Genomic DNA, 19,036 nt, shown 5'->3' on the forward strand with positions numbered 1-19,036 from the left:
TCGGCTCACTTTGCCGGCAAAGTTCCGAGACGAACTGGCAGGAGGATTGATGATCACCAAGAGTCAGGATCACAGCCTCGCCATCTACCCCCGGGACGAGTTCGTCAAGCTTGCTCGAAAGGCAGCGGCAGCTCCACGCAATGATCCGGCAGCTCGGGCGTATGTCCGTGCTCTGGCCGCCGGCACAGATGAACAGCACGCCGATGCCCAGGGGCGAATCACCCTCTCGGCTGATCATCGGCGTTACGCAAACCTGTCCAAGGAATGCGTAGTGACCGGCTCCGTCGATTACCTCGAGATCTGGGATCTAGCAGCCTGGGAGAGGTATCTCGGAGACAACGAAGAGGACTATTCGCAGGCAACAGGCGAATCTCTCAGCGAGATCGTCTAGGCGAAGAGCCCCCGGCGAATGCCGCGAGGCCTCTGCCCGGAAAGACCCTGACGCACTTCCCCAGCGCCAGGTTCTCCTTCGGGCAGGGACCTCGAAGCATTCGCCTTCTCGAACAGTCATCGCCTTCTCGGAAAGTCAGCACCTTTTCGAAAAGTCATCGGAAATCATGAAAGTAGGAGCCGGAGCAACCATGGTGGATCACGAGGTGAACGAACCCTCGGATGCCGATGGCTTCGCGCACGTCCCTGTACTTCTGCACCGCGCCGACGATCTTCTCGGCCCTGCCATCACCGCCGTCGGTGACGGTGGAGCGGGCGCATACATGATCGATGCGACGTTGGGGCTCGGTGGCCACTCCGAATTCTTCCTGGGCAAGTACCCGGGCCTTCACCTCATCGGTCTCGATCGCGACACCAACGCACTCCGGATCGCTTCCGAGCGTCTGGCGCCATTCGCGGACCGAACGACGTTCGTGCACACCACGTATGACGGGATCGAGGACGCGCTCGAACAGGCAGGTCTGCCGTCGACGGAGTCGGTTCACGCGATCCTTTTCGATCTGGGTGTGTCGTCGATGCAGTTGGACGAAGCCGACCGAGGTTTTGCGTACTCGATCGACGCTCCTCTCGACATGCGGATGGATCAGACGGTCGGGCTGACCGCGGCAGAGGTCCTGAACACCTACAGTCACGGCGACCTTGCTCGCATTCTGAGCACGTACGGCGAAGAACGGTTCGCGGGAAAGATTGCGTCCGAGATCCTTCGGCAGCGTGAGCGTGAACCCTTCACCACCAGTGCAGCTCTGGTCGAATTGCTGTACCGAACAATCCCGGCAGCCACGCGGCGCACGGGGGGACACCCGGCCAAGCGCACCTTCCAAGCGCTGCGGATCGAAGTCAATGCCGAGTTGGATTCGCTTCGTGCAGCCGTTCCTGCCGGGCTCGACGCACTGGCAGTCGGTGGGCGAGTGGTGTTCATGTCCTACCAGTCGCTCGAGGATCGAGTTGTGAAGGCGGAGTTGGTTCCCCGCTCGAAGTCCACCAGTCCTGAAGGACTACCGGTCGAGTTGCCGGGTATGGGACCGGAGTTCCGCATTCTCACCCGTGGCGCAGAACGTGCGTCAGAGCAGGAAATCGAAGAGAACCCACGATCAGCTCCGGTGCGTTTGCGTGCCGCAGAACGCATTTCCAGGAGGCGGGCATGAGTCGTCAGGGCAAATCCGGTGCAGCGCAACGTGCATACGACAAGCGCACCGCACGGGCGGCAGGCCGGACCGGAACTGTCGCTGCTGCCGGCCCGTCTATCTCTCCTCGGGCGATGCTCAAGGGGAGAGTGCCGTTCGTGGCCTCCGTCATCGGACTTCTGTCCATCGGCCTCGCGGTGACTCTGCTGCTGACCACTCGCGCTGCCGAGGATTCGTACCAACTCAGTGATGCACGTGCATACAACCAGTCTTTGGTCGAGCAGAAAGCAGCGCTCGAACGTGACTTCCAGTCGCGTAACTCGGCTCCGGAGTTGGCAAATCAGGCAAGCGCTCTCGGCATGGTCCCCGCCAAGGACCCTGCACGACTGGTAGTTCATCCGGACGGTTCGGTCGAGGTCGTCGGAACGCCGACTCCCGCGACTGCCGGAGCTATGCCGCCGCTCGATGCGCCCACATCGGTGCCCGCACCGACTGCGACACCCCCGCGCACCACAACGCCGGTTGCTCCCGGAGCCACGCCGAGCGTTCCGAATAACACGCGAAACCTCGCGCAGAGTGAACAATTGGTTCCTGTGATCCCCACGACGACAGCACCCGCCACCACGACGGCGGTGCCTGCTCCGCCTGAGGAACGTCGGTGAGTCAGAACTCCCGTAACAACCCCGGTCGGCGTCCGCGCCGCTCGGCCACCGCCTCATTTCCGTTTCGTCAGCGAGTCGGTCGTATCACCATGTGTGGTGCGCTCGCCGTTGCGGCATTGCAGCTCTTGTGGATTCAGGGAATCGACGCGCCGAGTCTGGCTGCGGAATCTGCCAATCAACGAACCACGACCCAGGTCGATCCGGCTGTACGTGGCTCGATAACCGATCGCAACGGAAACCCCCTCGCCTTCACCATGGAAGCCAAGGCGCTGACTTTCCAGCCGGTGCGGGTACGCAAGGAACTCGAGGAAGCGCGCGCCAAGAGCATCGAGCAGGGAGCCGAGGGTGACAAGCAGGCGCCGGAAGTGAGCGATCGCCTCGCCGAGATCGCCGCCGGAATCCACGCCAAGCTCGGCGATACCGTTCCGGAAAAAGATCTGCTTCAGAAGATGAACAGCAACGAGACTTTCACGTACCTCGCGCGCAGTGTGGATCCGGCGGTTGCTGCCGAGATCTCGGACAAGTTCCGGGAGGTCGGCCTCGAGCGTCAGGACATCCGCGAGTACCCCGGTGGCTCTCTGGCCGCGAATCTCGTCGGCGCGACCGGCTGGGACGGGCACGGTTTGCTCGGTCTCGAAGATTCGATGGACTCCACACTCGCCGGAACCGATGGATCCGAAACGTATGACCGCGGTTCCGACGGCGCTGTGATCCCCGGTAGCTGGCGCGACAAGCAACCGGCAGTCAACGGTTCGGGTGTCGAGCTGACCATCGATTCGGACCTCCAGTTCTACGTTCAGCAGCAGGTCCAGATCGCCAAGGACAAGTCGGGCGCAAAGAACGCTTCGGTTGTGGTCATGGACTCCAAGACGGGACAGGTGTTGGCCATGTCCAACGACAGCACCTTCAACCCCGCAATCGGCATCGACAAGAACGCGCCGACAGCCGAAATGGGCAATCCGTCGGTCAGTACGCCGTTCGAGCCCGGATCGGTGAACAAGATCGTCACCGCAGCAGCGGCCATCGAGGACGGTAAGACAACTCCGGACGAAGTTCTGCAGGTCCCGGGCAGCATCACGATGTCCGGTGCCACAGTCAAGGACGCGTGGGATCACGGTGTGGCCCCGTACACCTCTACCGGTGTGTTCGGAAAGTCCTCGAACGTCGGCACCTTGATGCTCGCTCAGCGAGTGGGCGAGGATCGCTACGCAGACATGCTGAACAGGTTCGGCCTCGGACAACGCACCGACGTCGGACTTCCCGGCGAGAGCGCGGGCAGCGTTCCGAGTCGCGACCAGTGGTCGGGCGGAACCTTCGCGAACCTGCCGATCGGGCAGGGTCTCTCGATGACAACCCTGCAGATGACCGGGATGTACCAGGCCATTGCCAACGACGGCGTGCGAATTCCTCCGCGGATCGTGAAGTCGACTGTCGATTCTTCCGGCACGCGGACCGAGACGCCGCAGCCCGAGGGCGTCGAGGTGGTCAGCGCCCAGACAGCGGCGACCGTTCGGGACATGTTCCGGTCGGTCACTCAGGAAGACACCGGCAACCAACGAGGAACCGGTGTTGCCGCGGGTGTGGAGGGATACCAGGTCAGTGGAAAGACCGGGACCGCGCAGCAGGTGGATCCCGCGTGCAAGTGCTACTCCAACTCCAACTACTGGATCACCTTCGCGGGAATCGCGCCTGCGGACAATCCTCGATTCGTGATCGGAATCATGCTCGACGCACCGGTTCGCGGCGTGGACGGCGGCGGCGGTCAGTCGGCGGCACCGTTGTTCCACAACATCGCGTCGTGGATGCTCCAGCGCGACAGTGTCCCGATGTCGCCGGACCCCGGTCGCAAGTTGGTGTTGCAGGCGGACTGATTGCGGTGTGTCGGTTTCGACACGGTCTTCGGGTGAATCCCGGACACGGTAATCTCAAACGTCGCAGTAACCTCATTCATCGCAGTGCGCCGAACTTTGCTTGCGTTGCGACCGCCATAGACAACGACCGCCATAGACAACGACCGCGATAGAACAACGACAATTGCCAGGAGTCGAGTGACAGTGCCGAATCGTTTGCAATCGTCGAACTCGGACGGCGCTCCCGGGACGCGTCCGACACAACCGGTTGCTACCGCGATCACGGCGCTCTCCGAACTGTCCGGGGCTCGCCTCGAATGGGTGGGGCAACCGGGATCACAGTCCTCGGAGGTCGTCGTCAAGGGCGTCGACCTGCGTGCGCAGGGAATCGTGACCGATGACCTCTTCGCCGCTCTGCCCGGTGCACGGACCCATGGCGCTCAGTTCGCCGTCGACGCTCTGGGGCGCGGTGCGACCGCGATCTTGACCGACGAGGCCGGCCTCGAACTGATCGAGGCCGCGGACAAGGCGCCTGACCGGTCCGTCCCAGTTCTCGTTCATCCGAACCCGCGGGATGTGCTCGGTGAGATCTCAGCGGAAATCTACGGCCGGCCCTCGGAGAAGATGCAAGTCGTCGGTATTACCGGCACATCGGGCAAGACCACGACGTCGTACTTGCTCGAAGCTGCGATTGCCGGAGCCGGCCGCAAGCCCGGCCTGGTCGGGACCATCGAGACTCGAATCGACGGCCGCCGGGTGCCCAGCGCTCTGACCACGCCGGAAGCTCCGCAACTGCATGCTCTGTTCGCCGTGATGGCAGAGCAGGGGATCGATACCGTCGTCATGGAGGTCTCCAGTCACGCTCTTGCTCTCGGACGCGTCGACGGCATCCGCTTCGACATCGGCGCGTTCACCAATCTTTCGCAGGATCACCTGGATTTCCATCGGGACTTCGAGGAGTACTTCCAGGCCAAGGCTCGGTTGTTCGATCCCGAGTCGACGGTGCGAGCCGAGCATGCCGTCGTCTGCGTCGACGACGTGTGGGGTCGACGGATGGCCGAGTTGGCCGCGACCGACGAGAGCGACGCGGTGACAACGGTCTCGACCTCGACGGCCGAGGCCAAGTGGACGGTCGGCGCAGTCGAGGTTGCCGAGGACGGCTCGCAGACCTTCGAGTTGGTCGGGCCGGACGGACAGTCGTGGCCAGTCTCACTTCGTCTCCCCGGGCGATACAACGTGGCCAACGCTGCGCTGGCGTTGACCGTCAGTTTTGCTGCGGGACTCGACCCGGACGCGGCTGTTCGAGCGCTCGGGACCGTGGACGTCCCGGGGCGAGTTCAGCGGATCGACCGGGGGCAGAGCTTTCTCGCCGTGGTCGACTACGCCCACAAGCCGGCAGCGCTCGAAGCCGTGATCGCCACGCTGCGCAACCAGGTTCCCGGCCGAGTGGCCGTGGTGGTCGGTGCGGGCGGTGACCGCGATGCCGGCAAACGGGCACTCATGGGTGAAGCGGGTGCGCGAGGCGCAGACCTGCTGATCGTCACCGACGACAACCCACGCACCGAGGATCCGGCGAAGATTCGCGCTTCGGTGATGCAAGGCGCCATGGACGTGCCCGAATCCGAACGCGGCGAGGTTCGCGAAGTGGGGGACCGGGCCGCCGCGATCGAGCAAGCAGTCCGGTGGGCACAGCCAGGAGATGTCGTCCTGTTGGCAGGCAAAGGCCACGAAGTAGGTCAAGAAATCGACGGGGTCAAACACCCGTTCGACGACCGCGAGGTGTTGGGCGAAATGATCGGCCGATTCGCGATCAACACAGCACATGGAGGCAAGCAATGATCCCGATGACGCTCTCTCGGATCGCCGAGATCGTCGGAGGAACCCTGCACGACGTCGACGATTCGTCGACGCAGGTGACTGGAACCGTCGAATTCGATTCGCGCAAAGTAGCTCCAGGTGGGCTCTTCCTCGCCCTACCCGGAGCGCGTGTCGACGGTCATGATCACGCGGAAGCGGCGGTGGCAGCGGGCGCTGTGGCGGTGCTCGCGGCGCGGCCGGTCGGAGTTCCGGCAATCGTCGTTCCATCGGTGCCGAACGACGGTCCCAGTGCAGTGATGCTGCTCGAACACGACACCGACGGGTCCGGAGCCGCGGTCCTGCATGCCCTCGGCCTTCTGGCCCGAGCAGTCGTCGACGAACTGGCAACTGATGGCACACCGGCCGATGGTGGACTGACGCTGGTCGGTGTCACCGGTTCTGCCGGCAAGACCTCGACCAAGGATCTGATAGCAGCGCTGCTGCGCGAGTGCGGCGAGGTGGTTGCGCCCCCCGGGTCGTTCAACAACGAATTGGGTCTGCCGTGGACAGTGCTCCGCGCCGACGAGAGGACCCGCTTCCTCGTTCTCGAGATGTCGGCCCGTGGGGTCGGTCATGTCGGCGAACTGACGAAGATCGCGCCGCCGAAGATCGGCGTAGTTCTCAATGTGGGCACTGCCCATCTCGGTGAGTTCGGTTCGCGTGAAGCGATCGCGGTCGCCAAAGGTGAACTGGTGGAAGCACTCCCGTCGGCAGCCGACGGTGGAGTTGCGGTCCTCAACGCCGACGACCGCATGGTCGCCGCAATGGCGAGTCGAACCAAGGCCCGGATCGTATTCGTCGGCCAGTCGGAAGACTGCGACGTTCGGGCGACCGACGTGGTTGTCGACGACCAGGCCAGGGCTTCTTTCACACTGAACTGTTCACAGGGTTCTGCGCGTATTCGCCTGGCCGTTCACGGCGAACATCACGTGAGCAACGCTCTTGCCGCTGCGGCCGTCGCACTCGAGAACGGCCTCGCGGTTGCAGACATCGCGCGTGTCCTCGAGGGCACGAAGGCAGCGTCCGCGAGGCGGATGGAAGTCACCGAGCGCGCCGACGGCGTCACAGTCGTCAACGACAGTTACAACGCCAATCCCGATTCCATGCGCGCTGCGCTCAAAGCGTTGGTGTCCATGGCGCGATCGGATCGGCACTTCGGGCGCCGTAGCTGGGCTGTGCTCGGTGAGATGGGTGAACTCGGGCCGGAATCGGTCGTCGAGCATGACGCGATCGGTCGCCTGGCCGTCAGACTAGATGTCAGCAAGTTGATCGTCGTCGGAACGGGCCGCACCTCGCGTGCGATGCATCAAGGTGCGGTGATGGAGGGGTCGTGGGGTGACGAGTCCGTCGTCGTGCCCGACGCAGCTGCGGCAATCGCCATTCTCGAAGCGGAACTCGAACCGGGCGATCTCGTCCTGGTGAAGGCGTCCAAGTCGGTGGAACTGTGGACGGTCGCCGAAGCGATACTGGCCGCAACGCCCAGCGACAACACCGGTGACGCGAACACCGATGGCGAGAACGGCGGGGATTCGCAGTGATCCAGATTCTTCTCGCCGCAGGCATCGCGCTGGCGGTCTCCATCATGCTCACGCCGATCCTGATCAAGGCGTTCTCGAAACAAGGTTTCGGGCAGGAGATCCGAACCGAAGGTCCAGCCAGTCACCAGGCCAAGCGCGGCACGCCGACAATGGGCGGCGTCGCGATCCTGACCGGAATCTGGGCCGGCTATCTCGGCTCACACCTCATCGGTCTCGGCATGGACAACGCGGAGGGACCGTCGGCGTCCGGCCTACTCGTTCTCGGTCTGACCACCGCGCTCGGTGGAGTCGGTTTCCTCGACGACTTCATCAAGATCCGCAAGCAGCGCAATCTGGGACTGAACAAGACAGCGAAGCTGGTCGGACAGTTCGTCGCTGCCATTGCCTTCGGAATCCTGGCCCTTCAGTTCCGCGGTGACGACGGGCTGACTCCGGGCAGTGTTCATCTGTCGTACGTGCGCGACATCGCCACCGTCTCACTCGGGTCCGTGGTCTTCATCGCCTTCTGCTACCTACTGGTCAGCGCCTGGTCCAATGCCGTCAACCTGACCGACGGCCTCGACGGATTGGCCGCCGGTGCGATGAGTTTCGTTCTCGGCGCCTACGTCATCATCACGTTCTGGCAGTTCCGCTACTCGTGCGAGACGAATCCCGGCAAGGGTTGCTACGACGTCCGAGACCCGCTCGACCTTGCGGTGCTCTGCGCGGCAGGCGCCGGCGCGTGCATCGGATTCCTCTGGTGGAATGCCGCACCCGCCAAGATCTTCATGGGCGACACCGGTTCTCTTGCCCTCGGCGGCATGCTCGCCGGATTGTCGATCACCACCAGCACGGAACTGTTGATGGTGGTCATCGGTGCACTGTTCGTCGCGGAGGCCGCGTCGGTGGTGATCCAGGTAGCGGTGTTCCGGTCCAGCCGACGGCGGGTCTTCCGAATGGCGCCGTTCCATCACCACTTCGAACTCGCCGGGTGGGCTGAAACCACGGTCATCATCAGATTCTGGTTGCTGGCGGCTATTGCGTCGGCTATCGGATTGGCACTCTTCTACAGCGAATACCTCGCAGCGCTCGGAGGCTGAAAACCATGACCAGCTCAGCGGATTCCGAGAACGACCTGTCCTGGCTCCGCGGTACGCGAGTGCTGGTCGCCGGTGGGCGGGTGTCCGGTCAAGCGACCATCGAACCTCTCGTCGCCCTCGGTGCTGTCGTGACGGTTGCCGATTCGACCTTGGACTTCGCGGAGCGCTGCGCGGAGCTCGGCGCGGGCATGGTGACCACCACCTCGATCGAGGATGCTCCGGATTCGATCACCGAGTACGGGCTCGTAGTCACCAGTCCCGGCTTTCGGCCGGATGCACCGATCCTTGCAGCCGCCGCCGGTCACGGGATTCCCATCTGGGGAGACGTCGAGTTCTCCTGGCGCGTCGACCACAGCGGGCACTTCGGCACACCGCGTAAATGGCTCGTCGTGACGGGGACGAACGGAAAGACCACGACGACGTCGATGCTGGCCTCGATTCTCGACGCCGCCGGAGTTGTCGGCCGAGCCTGCGGAAACATCGGGCTGCCGATACTCGACGCACTCGCCGAGACGTCGCCGCGCGTGGAGTACCTCGCTGTCGAACTGTCGTCCTTCCAATTGCACTGGGCGCCTTCGGTGCGTCCGGATGCCGGCGTGGTCCTCAACGTCGCCGAGGATCACCTCGACTGGCACGGCGGAATGAGCGCGTACGCCGAGGCCAAGTCGCGGGCGCTGAGCGGAAAGGTCGCGGTGGTCGGCCTCGATGACGCGATCGCTTCCGAACTGGGAACTCGCGCAACTGCAGACATTGTCACCGGGTTCAGATTGGGTGAACCGGGCGAAGGAGAACTGGGTGTCGAAGCGGGACACCTCGTGGACAACGCATTCGGCGATCACGTCCGCTTGGCCGAAGCAGCGTCGATAGACCCCGCCGGCCCGGCAGGCGTCATGGACGCGCTGGCCGCCGCCGCCTTGGCGCGGGCACTCGGATTCGAGGCAGACGTCGTCGAACGCGGTCTGGCCGCACACAAGGTCGGCCCACACCGAGGGGCGCTGGTCGGCCGTGTCGGGTCCGTTGTGTACATCGACGATTCCAAGGCCACCAATCCGCACGCAGCCAGGCCGTCGTTACTCGCACACGATCGCGTCGTCTGGGTTGCAGGCGGTCTGCTCAAGGGAGCCAGCGTCGACCAATTGGTGAGCGAAGTCGGCCCTCGACTCTCCGGCGCTGTCCTCCTCGGGCGTGACGCTGGTGTGATCGAGGACGCGCTCGCGCGACACGCGCCCGATGTTCCCGTGGTGCACGTGATGTCGGGGGACGATGCAGTGGTGAGCGAAAACAGCAGCAACTCGACTCTCACCATCCGGCTGCCGTCGGGTGCCGACGCGGATGCCGTCATGGCCGCAGTGGTAGTCGAAGCTGCCGAGTTGGCGTCCCCCGGTGATGCAGTTGTACTCGCCCCGGCCGCCGCGTCCTTGGACATGTTCGCCAGCTACGGACATCGTGGTGACAGCTTCGCCGCCGCCGTAGCCGCATTACCCGATCCGTTCACGGATTCGCTTGGCCAAGCCGGGAACTTGCGATGACCAAGGGTCCCAAGACCCGAATCGGTGCCTGGTTGGCGCGGCCGTTGGCGTCGTTCCACCTGGTGGTGACGATTGCCACGATGTTGACTGTCTTGGGGCTCGTGATGGTTCTGTCGGCGTCGAGCGTCGAGCAGTACGTGTCCGGTGGCTCGGCGTATTCGTTGTTCACCCAGCAGTTGATCTTCGCGATTCTCGGAGCTGTGCTCTTCTACGTCGCGCTGCGGATCCCGGCGAGAGTGCTCCGGCAGTATTCGTTTCCGCTGTTCGTCGTCGTGCTGATCATGCTGGTACTCGTCCTGATTCCGGGAATCGGCACAGAAGCGCAGGGCGCGCGTCGCTGGTTCAACGTCGGCGGGTTCTCGGTGCAGCCCTCGGAAATCATGAAGGTCGCGTTGGCGATCTGGGGCGCCCATCTGTTGGCTTCGCGGCGGCCGGACGACCGATCCGTGAAGTCGATCCTGATTCCGCTCGTGCCCGCAGCAATGCTGGTCTTCGCGCTGGTCGTCGCGCAACCGAACCTCAGTACGACCATCGCATTGGGAATCATCGTCGGCGCCCTGCTGTGGTTCGGTGGGCTGCCACTGAAGCTCTTCGGGTCGATAGCGGTGACGGGCGTCGTCGTGGCGGGCGTGCTGGCGATGACGGCCGGTTATCGTTCCGATCGAGTTCAAGCCTTCTTCAACAAGAGCGACGACCTGCAGGGCAACAACTATCAGGCCAAGCAGGCTTTGTATTCGCTCGCCGACGGGGGCTTTTTCGGACGTGGACTCGGTCAGAGCGTCGCCAAGTGGAACTACCTACCCAACGCGCACAACGACTTCATCTTCGCGATCATCGGCGAAGAGTTGGGATTTGTCGGCTGCGCAGTGGTGATCGGTTTGTTCGCTGTATTCGTCTACACGGGATTGCGGATCGCAGCCCGCAGCATCGATCCGTTCTGGCGGCTCCTGTCGGCCACTGCAACTACCTGGATCGTCGGCCAGGCAATGATCAACATCGGTTACGTCATCGGACTGCTGCCGGTGACCGGACTCCAGTTGCCCTTGGTCTCCGCCGGCGGTTCGTCCTTGGCGATCACGTTGTTCATGTTCGGTGTCATCGCCAATGCAGCGCGCCACGAGCCCGAAGCAGTTGCCGCTCTGAACTCCGGGCAGGACGGCAAGATCTCGAAGTTGCTCAGACTGCCGAAGCCCGTGCTGTACCACCCGCCGTCAGGGGGCCGGCCGATCCGTCGACCGAAGCCCGCACGGCAGATCGAACCGGCACGCGGACGCGACGGCCGGCGCGCGATCGAGACGGGCGATCGACGCAAGCGGGCAGATCAAGGTGCTCGCCCTTCCTCGGATTCCAACCGAGGTGCGGCCGCTGGGTCACGGAAGCGCACCGCGGGAGGGCAGAATGGTCAGCGTCGGCAGGCGCCGACACGTAGGGCACAAGATTCACGAGAAGTTCGAGAGCGAGGAATTCGTAGGTGAGCGGCAACAAATCGGCTCTGTCGGTAGTGGTGGCAGGGGGAGGCACGGCTGGTCACATCGAACCCGCACTTGCTGTCGCGGACGCAGTCAAGGCCGCTGCACCCGACACCAGAATCACTGCGCTCGGGACGGCGCGTGGTCTCGAAACCACCTTGGTGCCGGCTCGCGGGTACACGCTCGAGCTCATTCCCCCGGTTCCGCTTCCTCGTAAGCCCACGATGGATCTCGTCAAACTGCCGACACGCATCCTCGCCTCGGTGCGCAAGACCCGCGAGGTACTCGATTCCGTCGACGCCGACGTGATCGTCGGTTTCGGTGGTTACGTCGCGCTTCCGGCGTATCTTGCCGCACGTGGTGGTGTTCTTCGGCGCCGGCGCAAGATTCCGATCGTCATCCACGAGGCAAACGCGAGCGCCGGTATCGCGAACAAGATCGGTGCTCGCCTGGCGACGCGGGTGCTTGCCGCTGTTCCGGGTTCCGGAGTGAAGAACCGCGGCGATCAGGACGCCGAGATCGTTGGCATCCCGGTTCGCGCGTCGATCGCCAATTTCGATCGAGCGGGACTCCGCTCGCAAGCTCGCGAGTACTTCGGACTTCCTCAGGACGGTCCCGTTCTGCTCGTCTTCGGCGGATCGCAAGGCGCGAAGTCGCTCAACGACGCGGTGTCCGGAGCAGCGGAAGAACTGGCGAAGGCCGGGATCTCGGTCCTTCACGCACACGGACCCAAGAACTCCCTCGAGGTCACGCAGTACTCGGAGACGGCACCGTATGTGGCTGTTCCTTATCTTTCGCGGATGGATCTCGCGTATGCCGCAGCCGACGCGACTATCTGTCGTTCGGGCGCGATGACCGTCGCCGAGGTCTCGGCGGTCGGGCTGCCGGCCGTCTACGTTCCGTTGCCGCACGGCAATGGTGAGCAGGAACTCAACGCGAAACCCGTTGTCGCAGCGGGCGGCGCGATCATCGTCTCCGACAACGAGCTCACGCCGACGTTCGTCGCCGGTACCGTCGTCCCGATGCTGAGCGACAGCGCGCGCCTCGACAAGATGAGCAGTGGCGCTGCCAACGTCGGGCACCGCACCGCGGCAACCGAGATCGCACGGATCGTGCTCGACATCGCGGCAAAGGAAAACGCCGTCCAGGAAAACGCAAGGGGAAACCGATGACCGCGCTGCCCGCCCACCTCGAGCGAGTACACATGGTCGGAATCGGCGGCGCCGGTATGTCCGGCATCGCGCGAATCCTGCTTTCCCGCGGGGGTCTTGTCTCGGGTTCGGACGCCAAGGAGAGCCGAGGAGTCCTGGCGCTCCGTGCACGCGGGGCGCAGGTCCGGATCGGCCACGACGCCGATGCTCTCGACCTGCTGCCGGGTGGTCCGACCGTCGTCGTCACGACGCACGCGGCTATCCCGAAGGACAACCCGGAACTCGTCGAGGCCGCTCGCCGCGGAATCCCGGTGATTCTTCGGCCGGCTGTCCTTGCATCTCTGATGCAGGGCAATCGCACGTTCCTGGTTTCGGGTACACACGGCAAGACGTCGACGACCTCGATGCTCGTGGTCGCCCTGCAGCACTGTGGTTTCGACCCTTCGTTTGCCGTTGGCGGCGAACTCAACGAAGCGGGAACGAATGCCCATCACGGCAGCGGTGACGTCTTTGTCGCCGAGGCGGACGAGAGTGACGGGTCGCTGCTGCAGTACGACCCCAACGTGATCGTCGTGACCAACATCGAGGCCGATCACCTCGACTATTTCGGCAGCGTCGAAGCGTATGTGAAGGTGTTCGACGATTTTGTCGACAAGTTGCGTCCGGGTGGGCTCTTGATTGCTTGCCTCGACGACCCGGGATCGGCGGATCTCGCGAAGCGAATCGTGGCCTCGGGCCGTTCGGACATCCGGGTCCTCGGTTACGGATCGGCAGACGCGCAGGAAGTGGAGGCGGGCAAAGCCTTCGAGCCTGTCGACGGTGTCGAGGTCGGAGTCCGACTACTGGGCTTCCATGCGCACGACGTCGGGGGAGTCCTGCAGTTCCACCTGGCCGGCGAGAGCGCCGCGCGAACCGTGCGGATGGCAGTGCCGGGTCGTCACATGGCGCTCAACGCACTTGCGGCTCTACTGGCTGCCCGTGACGCCGGCGCCGAGACGGAGGAGATCGTCGAGGGGCTCGCCGGATTCGGTGGCGTACACCGCCGGTTCCAGTTCACCGGCCGCGAGCGTGGTGTCCGGGTGTTCGACGACTACGCCCATCATCCGACCGAAGTTCGGGCGGTTCTCGGTGCGGCGGCGGATCTGGTTCGACCGGAGGACGATTCGTCGTCGACCAATTCGGCAGCCGGACGCGTGATCGTGGTCTTCCAACCTCATCTCTATTCACGCACCGCCGCGTTTGCCGAGGAGTTCGCGCAGGCGCTGGACTTGGCCGACGAGGTTGTCGTTCTCGATGTCTACGGCGCTCGCGAAGAGCCGATGCCGGGCGTCAGTGGAGCGCTGGTCGCTCAGTCGGTCACGAAACCTGTTCACTATCAACCGGATCTGTCACAGGCGCCGAAGCAGGTGGCGGCGTTGGCTCACCCCGGCGACATCGTCATCACGATGGGTGCCGGTGACGTGACCATGCTCGGCAAACAGATCCTCGATGCTTTGCGTTCGGCGCCGCATCCCGCGCCGCGATGACACCCGACGCACGAAGTCGGCGCGGGCGTCGAGATCCTCGAGCCAGACAAGCGACCAGTACGCGTCGGCGCAGTACTCGCACCGAATCGCGATACTCGACGCGGTCGACGGAGCCGGCTCCCGAACCCACACCGACTCGTAAGTGGTTCAAGCGACCGCTGATCGTGGCACCGCTGGCAATCGTGCTGGTGGTGGGAATTGCGTTGACGGCTTGGTTGTCTCCGGTGCTCTCGGTCCGGGGCACCGAAGTTCTCGGTGCGACGACCGTCAGTGAGGAACAGATCCTTTCGCTCCTGGCCGTACCGACCGGTCAGCCGTTGATGCGGGTAGACACCGGCGCCGCCGCCGCACGTGTGGCGACGATTCCGAAGGTGGCCTCGGCTCGTGTGCAGCGGATGTATCCGTCGACTATCCGCGTCACCGTCACCGAACGGGTACCGGTCGTCTTCGTCGACTCACCTGAGGGTGCACACCTGCTGGACGAGAAGGGCGTCGACTTCGAGATGGGCGTCCCGCCGCCCGGGGTTCCGCGTCTGGTGACACCGACGCCCGGGTGGAACGACGAGCCGACGCTTGCCGCGCTCGAGGTGTTGTCGGTGTTGCCGCCGGATCTGAGATTTCAGGTGGGAGAGGTTGCCGCTCGGTCGATTTCGAGTGTCACGCTGACTCTGCTCGACGGTCGCGTCGTAAACTGGGGCGGTGTCGAGCACTCGGATCGTAAGGCTGCTGTGACGCTTCCGCTGTTGACCCAACCGGGGCAGACGTACGACGTGTCCAGTCCCGATCTTCCGACGGTCCGATAGCGCACGGTGCAGCCGTGCGTCAGTGCGCAGCAAATACTTCGGTGTGTCTCGGCGCGCCTAATGGCGGAACGCGACGACGGTGCATAGCGTTTCGTTTCAGATCGAATACTTGACATAACTCTAACCCTGTGGTTGAGGTTTAGGGTTGTTCTCGAAGAGCATGAAGCTACAAAAACAGCAGTAACAAAGACAGCAGCACTGACAAGCAGCGTGAAACACGACACGGAAGGCGAGAGCCGATGACGCCCCCGCACAACTACCTCGCCGTAATCAAGGTCGTCGGCATCGGCGGCGGCGGCGTGAACGCAGTCAACCGCATGATCGAACAGGGACTCAAGGGAGTCGAGTTCATCGCGGTCAACACGGACGCGCAAGCCCTTCTGATGAGTGACGCCGACGTCAAGCTCGACGTCGGTCGTGAATTGACCCGTGGCCTCGGCGCCGGTGCCGACCCGGAAGTGGGTCGCAAGGCAGCCGAAGATCACAAGGACGAGATCGAAGAGGTCATCAAGGGCGCCGACATGGTGTTCGTGACCGCAGGCGAGGGCGGTGGCACCGGAACCGGTGGTGCCCCTGTCGTGGCAAGCATCGCCCGGAAGCTGGGCGCACTCACCGTCGGTGTCGTGACGCGACCGTTCTCTTTCGAGGGCAAGCGTCGTGGGGGACAGGCGGATACCGGAATCCAGGCGCTCCGCGAGTCCTGCGACACGCTCATCGTCATTCCCAACGATCGCCTGCTCCAGCTGGGTGACGCGGCCGTCAGCCTGATGGACGCGTTCCGCAGCGCGGACGAGGTTCTCCTCAACGGCGTCCAGGGCATCACCGACCTCATCACCACTCCGGGTCTGATCAACGTCGACTTCGCGGACGTCAAGGGTGTCATGTCCGGTGCCGGTAGTGCGTTGATGGGAATCGGTTCCTCGCGGGGCGAGGGACGCGCGATCAAGGCGGCGGAATCCGCGATCAATTCCCCGCTCCTCGAAGCTTCGATGGAAGGCGCCCGCGGCGTGCTTCTGTCGATCGCCGGCGGTAGCGATCTGGGTCTGTTCGAGATCAACGAGGCGGCTTCGCTGGTGCAGGAAGCTGCCCACATCGACGCCAACATCATCTTCGGAACGGTCATCGACGATTCACTCGGTGACGAGGTTCGTGTGACGGTCATCGCTGCGGGATTCGACGGAGGAGCTCCGGCTCGTCGTCCCGTGGAGTCGACCGCGCAGGGACGTGGAGCTATCGGCGCCGGGCGCGCGGGTGAGGTCGGCCGGTCACCGGTGGCCGCCGAACCTGCTGGCGAGCAGCCGATTTCCGCAGCGCGCGAGACCACCGGTTCGGGCAGCTTGCCTCCGATCGGTGGCCCCCGCCATGCGCCGGTCCAGGAAGACGAGGGCGACGACGACGTCGACGTGCCGGTCTTCATGCGTCGCTGACGTAGGGCTACAAACAGTTTCGAGAACAGGGTGCCCGGAATTTCTGGGTACCCTGTTCTTGACTGGATGTCCGGTCACGTCTGAGCCGGACGACAACTTTCGACGTTTGTGAGCACACTTATCTTGAGTACCGAGAAGTCGACCACCCGCACCCGCATTCGCCGCGTCGTGACCAGCCGAGCCGGTGGTGTTTCCGCGTCACCGTACGAGTCGTTCAATCTCGGCGATCACGTCGGAGACGATCCGGCAGCCGTCGATGCGAATCGCCGACGTCTGGCACGCGAAATAGGCGTCGAGCCTGACCATCTCGTGTGGATGGAACAAATCCATTCGCGCAACGTCACTGTCGTGACGGAACCGACCGACGAAGTGATTCCGGTGACGGATGCTCTGGTCACTACTGTTCCCGGCCTGGCGCTCGCCACCCTCAGTGCAGATTGTGTTCCCGTTCTGCTCTCCGACGAGGAGGCCGGTGTGATCGCGGCCGTTCATGCCGGACGGATCGGTGCCCGCATCGGTATCGTCCCGCGCGTCCTCGCGGAGATGGTGCGTCAGGGCGCGGACGTTTCGCGTATCGGCGCCTTCCTCGGTCCGGCTGCGAGCGGACGCCAGTACGAGGTACCCGCTGCGATGCGCGTGGACGTGGAAAAGCACTTGCCGGGCAGTGCAACTCGCACCGAGAAGGGCACGCCGGGGCTCGATCTGCGTGCGGGACTGCGTAAGCAGTTGCTCGCCGCGGGTGTGTCCGGTGTCGCCGAGGACCCGCGGTGCACGATCGAGGATCGCGCGTTGTTCAGTCATCGCCGAGAATCTCCGACCGGGCGTCAAGCTGCAGTGATCTGGATGGAAGCGCCCGCAGCACAGGAAACCGTCTAGGCAGAAATGCGCGAGACGGAAATGCGGCTGACAGAAATATCGACGGCACTCGACTCGGTGAGGGCGCGATTGGCGGCCGCCTGCCTTGCCGCCGGTCGCGAGGTTTCCGACGTAGCACTGCTGCCGGTGACCAAATTCTTTCCGGCGTCCGACGCTCGAATCCTGTACGAGCTGGGGTGCCGTGAATTCGGTGAGTCTCGTGAGCAGGAAGCAGTGGAGAAGGTCGCGGACTTCGACGGCGCTGCACAGACGGGCGCGATCGATGATCCGGTTCGCTGGCACATGATCGGACAGTTGCAGCGCAACAAAGCTCGGTCGGTAGCGAAGTGGGCCTATGCAATTCACTCGGTGGACAGTGCGCGACTGGCCGATGCACTCGATCGGGCTGCGCTGAGTGCTTTGTCGGACGGTGAGCGCACGGAGCCGCTCCGGGCGCTCATCCAGGTAAGTCTCGACGGAGACCCCGCGCGTGGCGGAGTTCCGACGGGCGAGCTAACGCCTCTCGCCGAGCGGATCGAATCAGCCGAAGGTCTCGAATTCGCGGGACTGATGGCCGTCCCGCCGCTTGGATCAGATCCGGACGAGCAGTTCGAAATCCTCCGCAGGGCACATCTTTTGATCCTCGAATCGCATCCCCGGGCAACCGAACTCTCGGCCGGTATGACCGGCGATCTGGAGGCTGCAGTGCGCCACGGATCAACCTGCGTGCGTGTCGGAACCGCACTGCTCGGCTCACGACCAGTAATCTCGAGGTGATCGCTCAGGTGATCGCCCAACCCGTCCACACCGCTGCGACCGGTCGCAGTCGGATTGATTCCGCCGCGCCAAGGAAGGTCGATCAATGAGCAACCTGCATAAGTTCAAGGCTTACTTCGGCATGGTTCCCCTCGATGACTACGAGGACGAATACGTGGAGGAGCCCGATCAGGCTCGCCGCGCACCCCGTCGTAGTCACGACGGCTATGCCGAGCGCGACGACCGCGAGTTCGTCGAACCTGCCTTCTCGAAGGCGAGCTACGCGCCCAGTCGTCGTGACGAAGAGGACGCGGAGTTCGATCGCTACGATTCCCGGCCCCGCGTCGACACCGTTCCCAGCCGCAGCAGCCGCCCGGCGATGGCGCCGCGCCCGGCAAGCCGTGGCAACCTCGCGGTCGACGCGCGCGCAGAGCGACCCGAAGCGCGACGTGCGCCGGTTGTCGACGACGGCGGCCCGCTCGCCAAGATCACGACACTGCGTCCGCAGAGCTACGCAGAGGCCCGCACCATCGGTGAGCGGTTCCGGGACGGCACTCCCGTCATCATGGATCTGGTCGACATGAGCAACGCCGACGCGAAGCGTCTGGTCGATTTCGCGGCCGGCCTGGCGTTCGCATTGCGTGGTTCTTTCGACAAGGTAGCCACCAAAGTGTTTCTTCTCTCACCGGCCGACATCGACGTTTCCGCCGAGGAGCGCCGTCGGATCGCCGAGACGGGTTTCTACAGCCAGAAATGATGGTCTCGACCGCAGTCCGGCCCCTGAGCAGGGGTGACGTGAGCACATTCGAACGGCGGCCCGCCTCGGCGGACGCCGCATTCGGACCCATCGCCGGCCGTTACAAGACGGACTCGATGCGGACCGGTTCCGGAATTGCTGCGGTGTGTCTGTTTTGGACACACCGCAGACGTCAGGCAGAGTGAGGGTGTGGACGCGCTTCT

Annotated in this window: 16 protein-coding genes; all 16 read left to right on the forward strand. The window is 64.0% G+C overall.

Annotated features, from left to right (window positions below):
- The coding region (locus tag RWT78_RS19295; RefSeq protein WP_314677390.1) for a division/cell wall cluster transcriptional repressor MraZ at positions 1–391 on the forward strand (391 nt) is incomplete at its 5' end.
- A 190-nt stretch (positions 392–581) separates the two neighbouring features.
- Entirely contained in the window at positions 582–1,595 is a 1,014-nt protein-coding gene (gene rsmH, locus RWT78_RS19300; protein WP_007730079.1) for a 16S rRNA (cytosine(1402)-N(4))-methyltransferase RsmH, read from the forward strand.
- Complete coding sequence (locus tag RWT78_RS19305) at positions 1,592–2,236, forward strand: hypothetical protein (protein ID WP_003941715.1); 645 nt, start codon at positions 1,592–1,594, stop codon at positions 2,234–2,236. The genes rsmH and RWT78_RS19305 overlap by 4 nt, the downstream gene beginning before the upstream one ends.
- Positions 2,233–4,107 carry a penicillin-binding protein 2 gene (locus tag RWT78_RS19310; protein WP_003941764.1) on the forward strand — a complete coding sequence of 625 codons (1,875 nt, stop codon included), beginning with the start codon at positions 2,233–2,235 and terminating at the stop codon, positions 4,105–4,107. Before RWT78_RS19305 ends, RWT78_RS19310 begins: the two co-directional genes overlap by 4 nt.
- 183 nt (positions 4,108–4,290) lie before the next feature.
- Positions 4,291–5,925, forward strand: a complete 1,635-nt coding sequence (locus RWT78_RS19315) for a UDP-N-acetylmuramoyl-L-alanyl-D-glutamate--2,6-diaminopimelate ligase (RefSeq protein ID WP_314677417.1) — start codon at positions 4,291–4,293, stop codon at positions 5,923–5,925.
- Positions 5,922–7,481, forward strand: a complete 1,560-nt coding sequence (gene murF, locus RWT78_RS19320) for a UDP-N-acetylmuramoyl-tripeptide--D-alanyl-D-alanine ligase (protein WP_073512219.1) — start codon at positions 5,922–5,924, stop codon at positions 7,479–7,481. The genes RWT78_RS19315 and murF overlap by 4 nt, the downstream gene beginning before the upstream one ends.
- Complete coding sequence (gene mraY, locus RWT78_RS19325; protein WP_003941699.1) at positions 7,478–8,560, forward strand: phospho-N-acetylmuramoyl-pentapeptide-transferase; 1,083 nt, start codon at positions 7,478–7,480, stop codon at positions 8,558–8,560. Before murF ends, mraY begins: the two co-directional genes overlap by 4 nt.
- A 5-nt stretch (positions 8,561–8,565) precedes the next feature.
- Entirely contained in the window at positions 8,566–10,089 is a 1,524-nt protein-coding gene (gene murD, locus RWT78_RS19330; protein WP_314677400.1) for a UDP-N-acetylmuramoyl-L-alanine--D-glutamate ligase, read from the forward strand.
- Positions 10,086–11,564 (forward strand): putative lipid II flippase FtsW, encoded by a 1,479-nt coding sequence (gene ftsW, locus RWT78_RS19335; protein WP_314677403.1) that lies wholly within the window; start codon positions 10,086–10,088, stop codon positions 11,562–11,564. Before murD ends, ftsW begins: the two co-directional genes overlap by 4 nt.
- Complete coding sequence (gene murG / locus RWT78_RS19340; protein ID WP_003941767.1) at positions 11,561–12,730, forward strand: undecaprenyldiphospho-muramoylpentapeptide beta-N-acetylglucosaminyltransferase; 1,170 nt, start codon at positions 11,561–11,563, stop codon at positions 12,728–12,730. Before ftsW ends, murG begins: the two co-directional genes overlap by 4 nt.
- Positions 12,727–14,235 carry a UDP-N-acetylmuramate--L-alanine ligase gene (gene murC, locus RWT78_RS19345; RefSeq protein ID WP_314677406.1) on the forward strand — a complete coding sequence of 503 codons (1,509 nt, stop codon included), beginning with the start codon at positions 12,727–12,729 and terminating at the stop codon, positions 14,233–14,235. The genes murG and murC overlap by 4 nt, the downstream gene beginning before the upstream one ends.
- 164 nt (positions 14,236–14,399) lie before the next feature.
- A complete protein-coding gene (locus tag RWT78_RS19350; RefSeq protein ID WP_007733212.1) occupies positions 14,400–15,038 on the forward strand; it encodes a cell division protein FtsQ/DivIB in 639 nt (212 codons plus the stop codon).
- 239 nt (positions 15,039–15,277) lie between these two features.
- On the forward strand, positions 15,278–16,465 hold the full coding sequence (ftsZ, locus tag RWT78_RS19355; RefSeq protein ID WP_003941788.1) for a cell division protein FtsZ: 1,188 nt from the start codon (positions 15,278–15,280) through the stop codon (positions 16,463–16,465).
- Positions 16,466–16,573: 108 nt separating this feature from the next.
- The gene (gene pgeF, locus RWT78_RS19360; RefSeq protein WP_314677413.1) at positions 16,574–17,341 is read left to right on the forward strand and encodes a peptidoglycan editing factor PgeF; all 768 of its coding nucleotides are present in this window, start codon (positions 16,574–16,576) and stop codon (positions 17,339–17,341) included.
- 6 nt (positions 17,342–17,347) lie between these two features.
- Positions 17,348–18,097, forward strand: coding sequence for a YggS family pyridoxal phosphate-dependent enzyme (locus RWT78_RS19365; RefSeq protein WP_030537030.1), 750 nt, complete (start codon positions 17,348–17,350; stop codon positions 18,095–18,097).
- An 85-nt stretch (positions 18,098–18,182) separates the two neighbouring features.
- On the forward strand, positions 18,183–18,833 hold the full coding sequence (locus RWT78_RS19370; protein ID WP_003941752.1) for a cell division protein SepF: 651 nt from the start codon (positions 18,183–18,185) through the stop codon (positions 18,831–18,833).
- Positions 18,834–19,036: the final 203 nt, after the last annotated feature.

Origin of the sequence: uncultured Rhodococcus sp. (assembly GCF_963525155.1) — a bacterium.
Lineage (GTDB): Bacteria > Actinomycetota > Actinomycetes > Mycobacteriales > Mycobacteriaceae > Rhodococcus_F > Rhodococcus_F qingshengii.

Excerpts from the sequence above, each read along its gene's own strand:
- rsmH (WP_007730079.1), top strand. The coding sequence starts at position 582 with ATGGTGGATCACGAGGTGAACGAACCCTCGGATGCCGATGGCTTCGCG.
- RWT78_RS19305 (WP_003941715.1), top strand. The coding sequence starts at position 1,592 with ATGAGTCGTCAGGGCAAATCCGGTGCAGCGCAACGTGCATACGACAAG.
- murF (WP_073512219.1), top strand. The coding sequence starts at position 5,922 with ATGATCCCGATGACGCTCTCTCGGATCGCCGAGATCGTCGGAGGAACC.
- murD (WP_314677400.1), top strand. The coding sequence starts at position 8,566 with ATGACCAGCTCAGCGGATTCCGAGAACGACCTGTCCTGGCTCCGCGGT.
- ftsW (WP_314677403.1), top strand. The coding sequence starts at position 10,086 with ATGACCAAGGGTCCCAAGACCCGAATCGGTGCCTGGTTGGCGCGGCCG.
- murC (WP_314677406.1), top strand. The coding sequence starts at position 12,727 with ATGACCGCGCTGCCCGCCCACCTCGAGCGAGTACACATGGTCGGAATC.
- ftsZ (WP_003941788.1), top strand. The coding sequence starts at position 15,278 with ATGACGCCCCCGCACAACTACCTCGCCGTAATCAAGGTCGTCGGCATC.
- RWT78_RS19365 (WP_030537030.1), top strand. The coding sequence starts at position 17,348 with ATGCGCGAGACGGAAATGCGGCTGACAGAAATATCGACGGCACTCGAC.
- RWT78_RS19370 (WP_003941752.1), top strand. The coding sequence starts at position 18,183 with ATGAGCAACCTGCATAAGTTCAAGGCTTACTTCGGCATGGTTCCCCTC.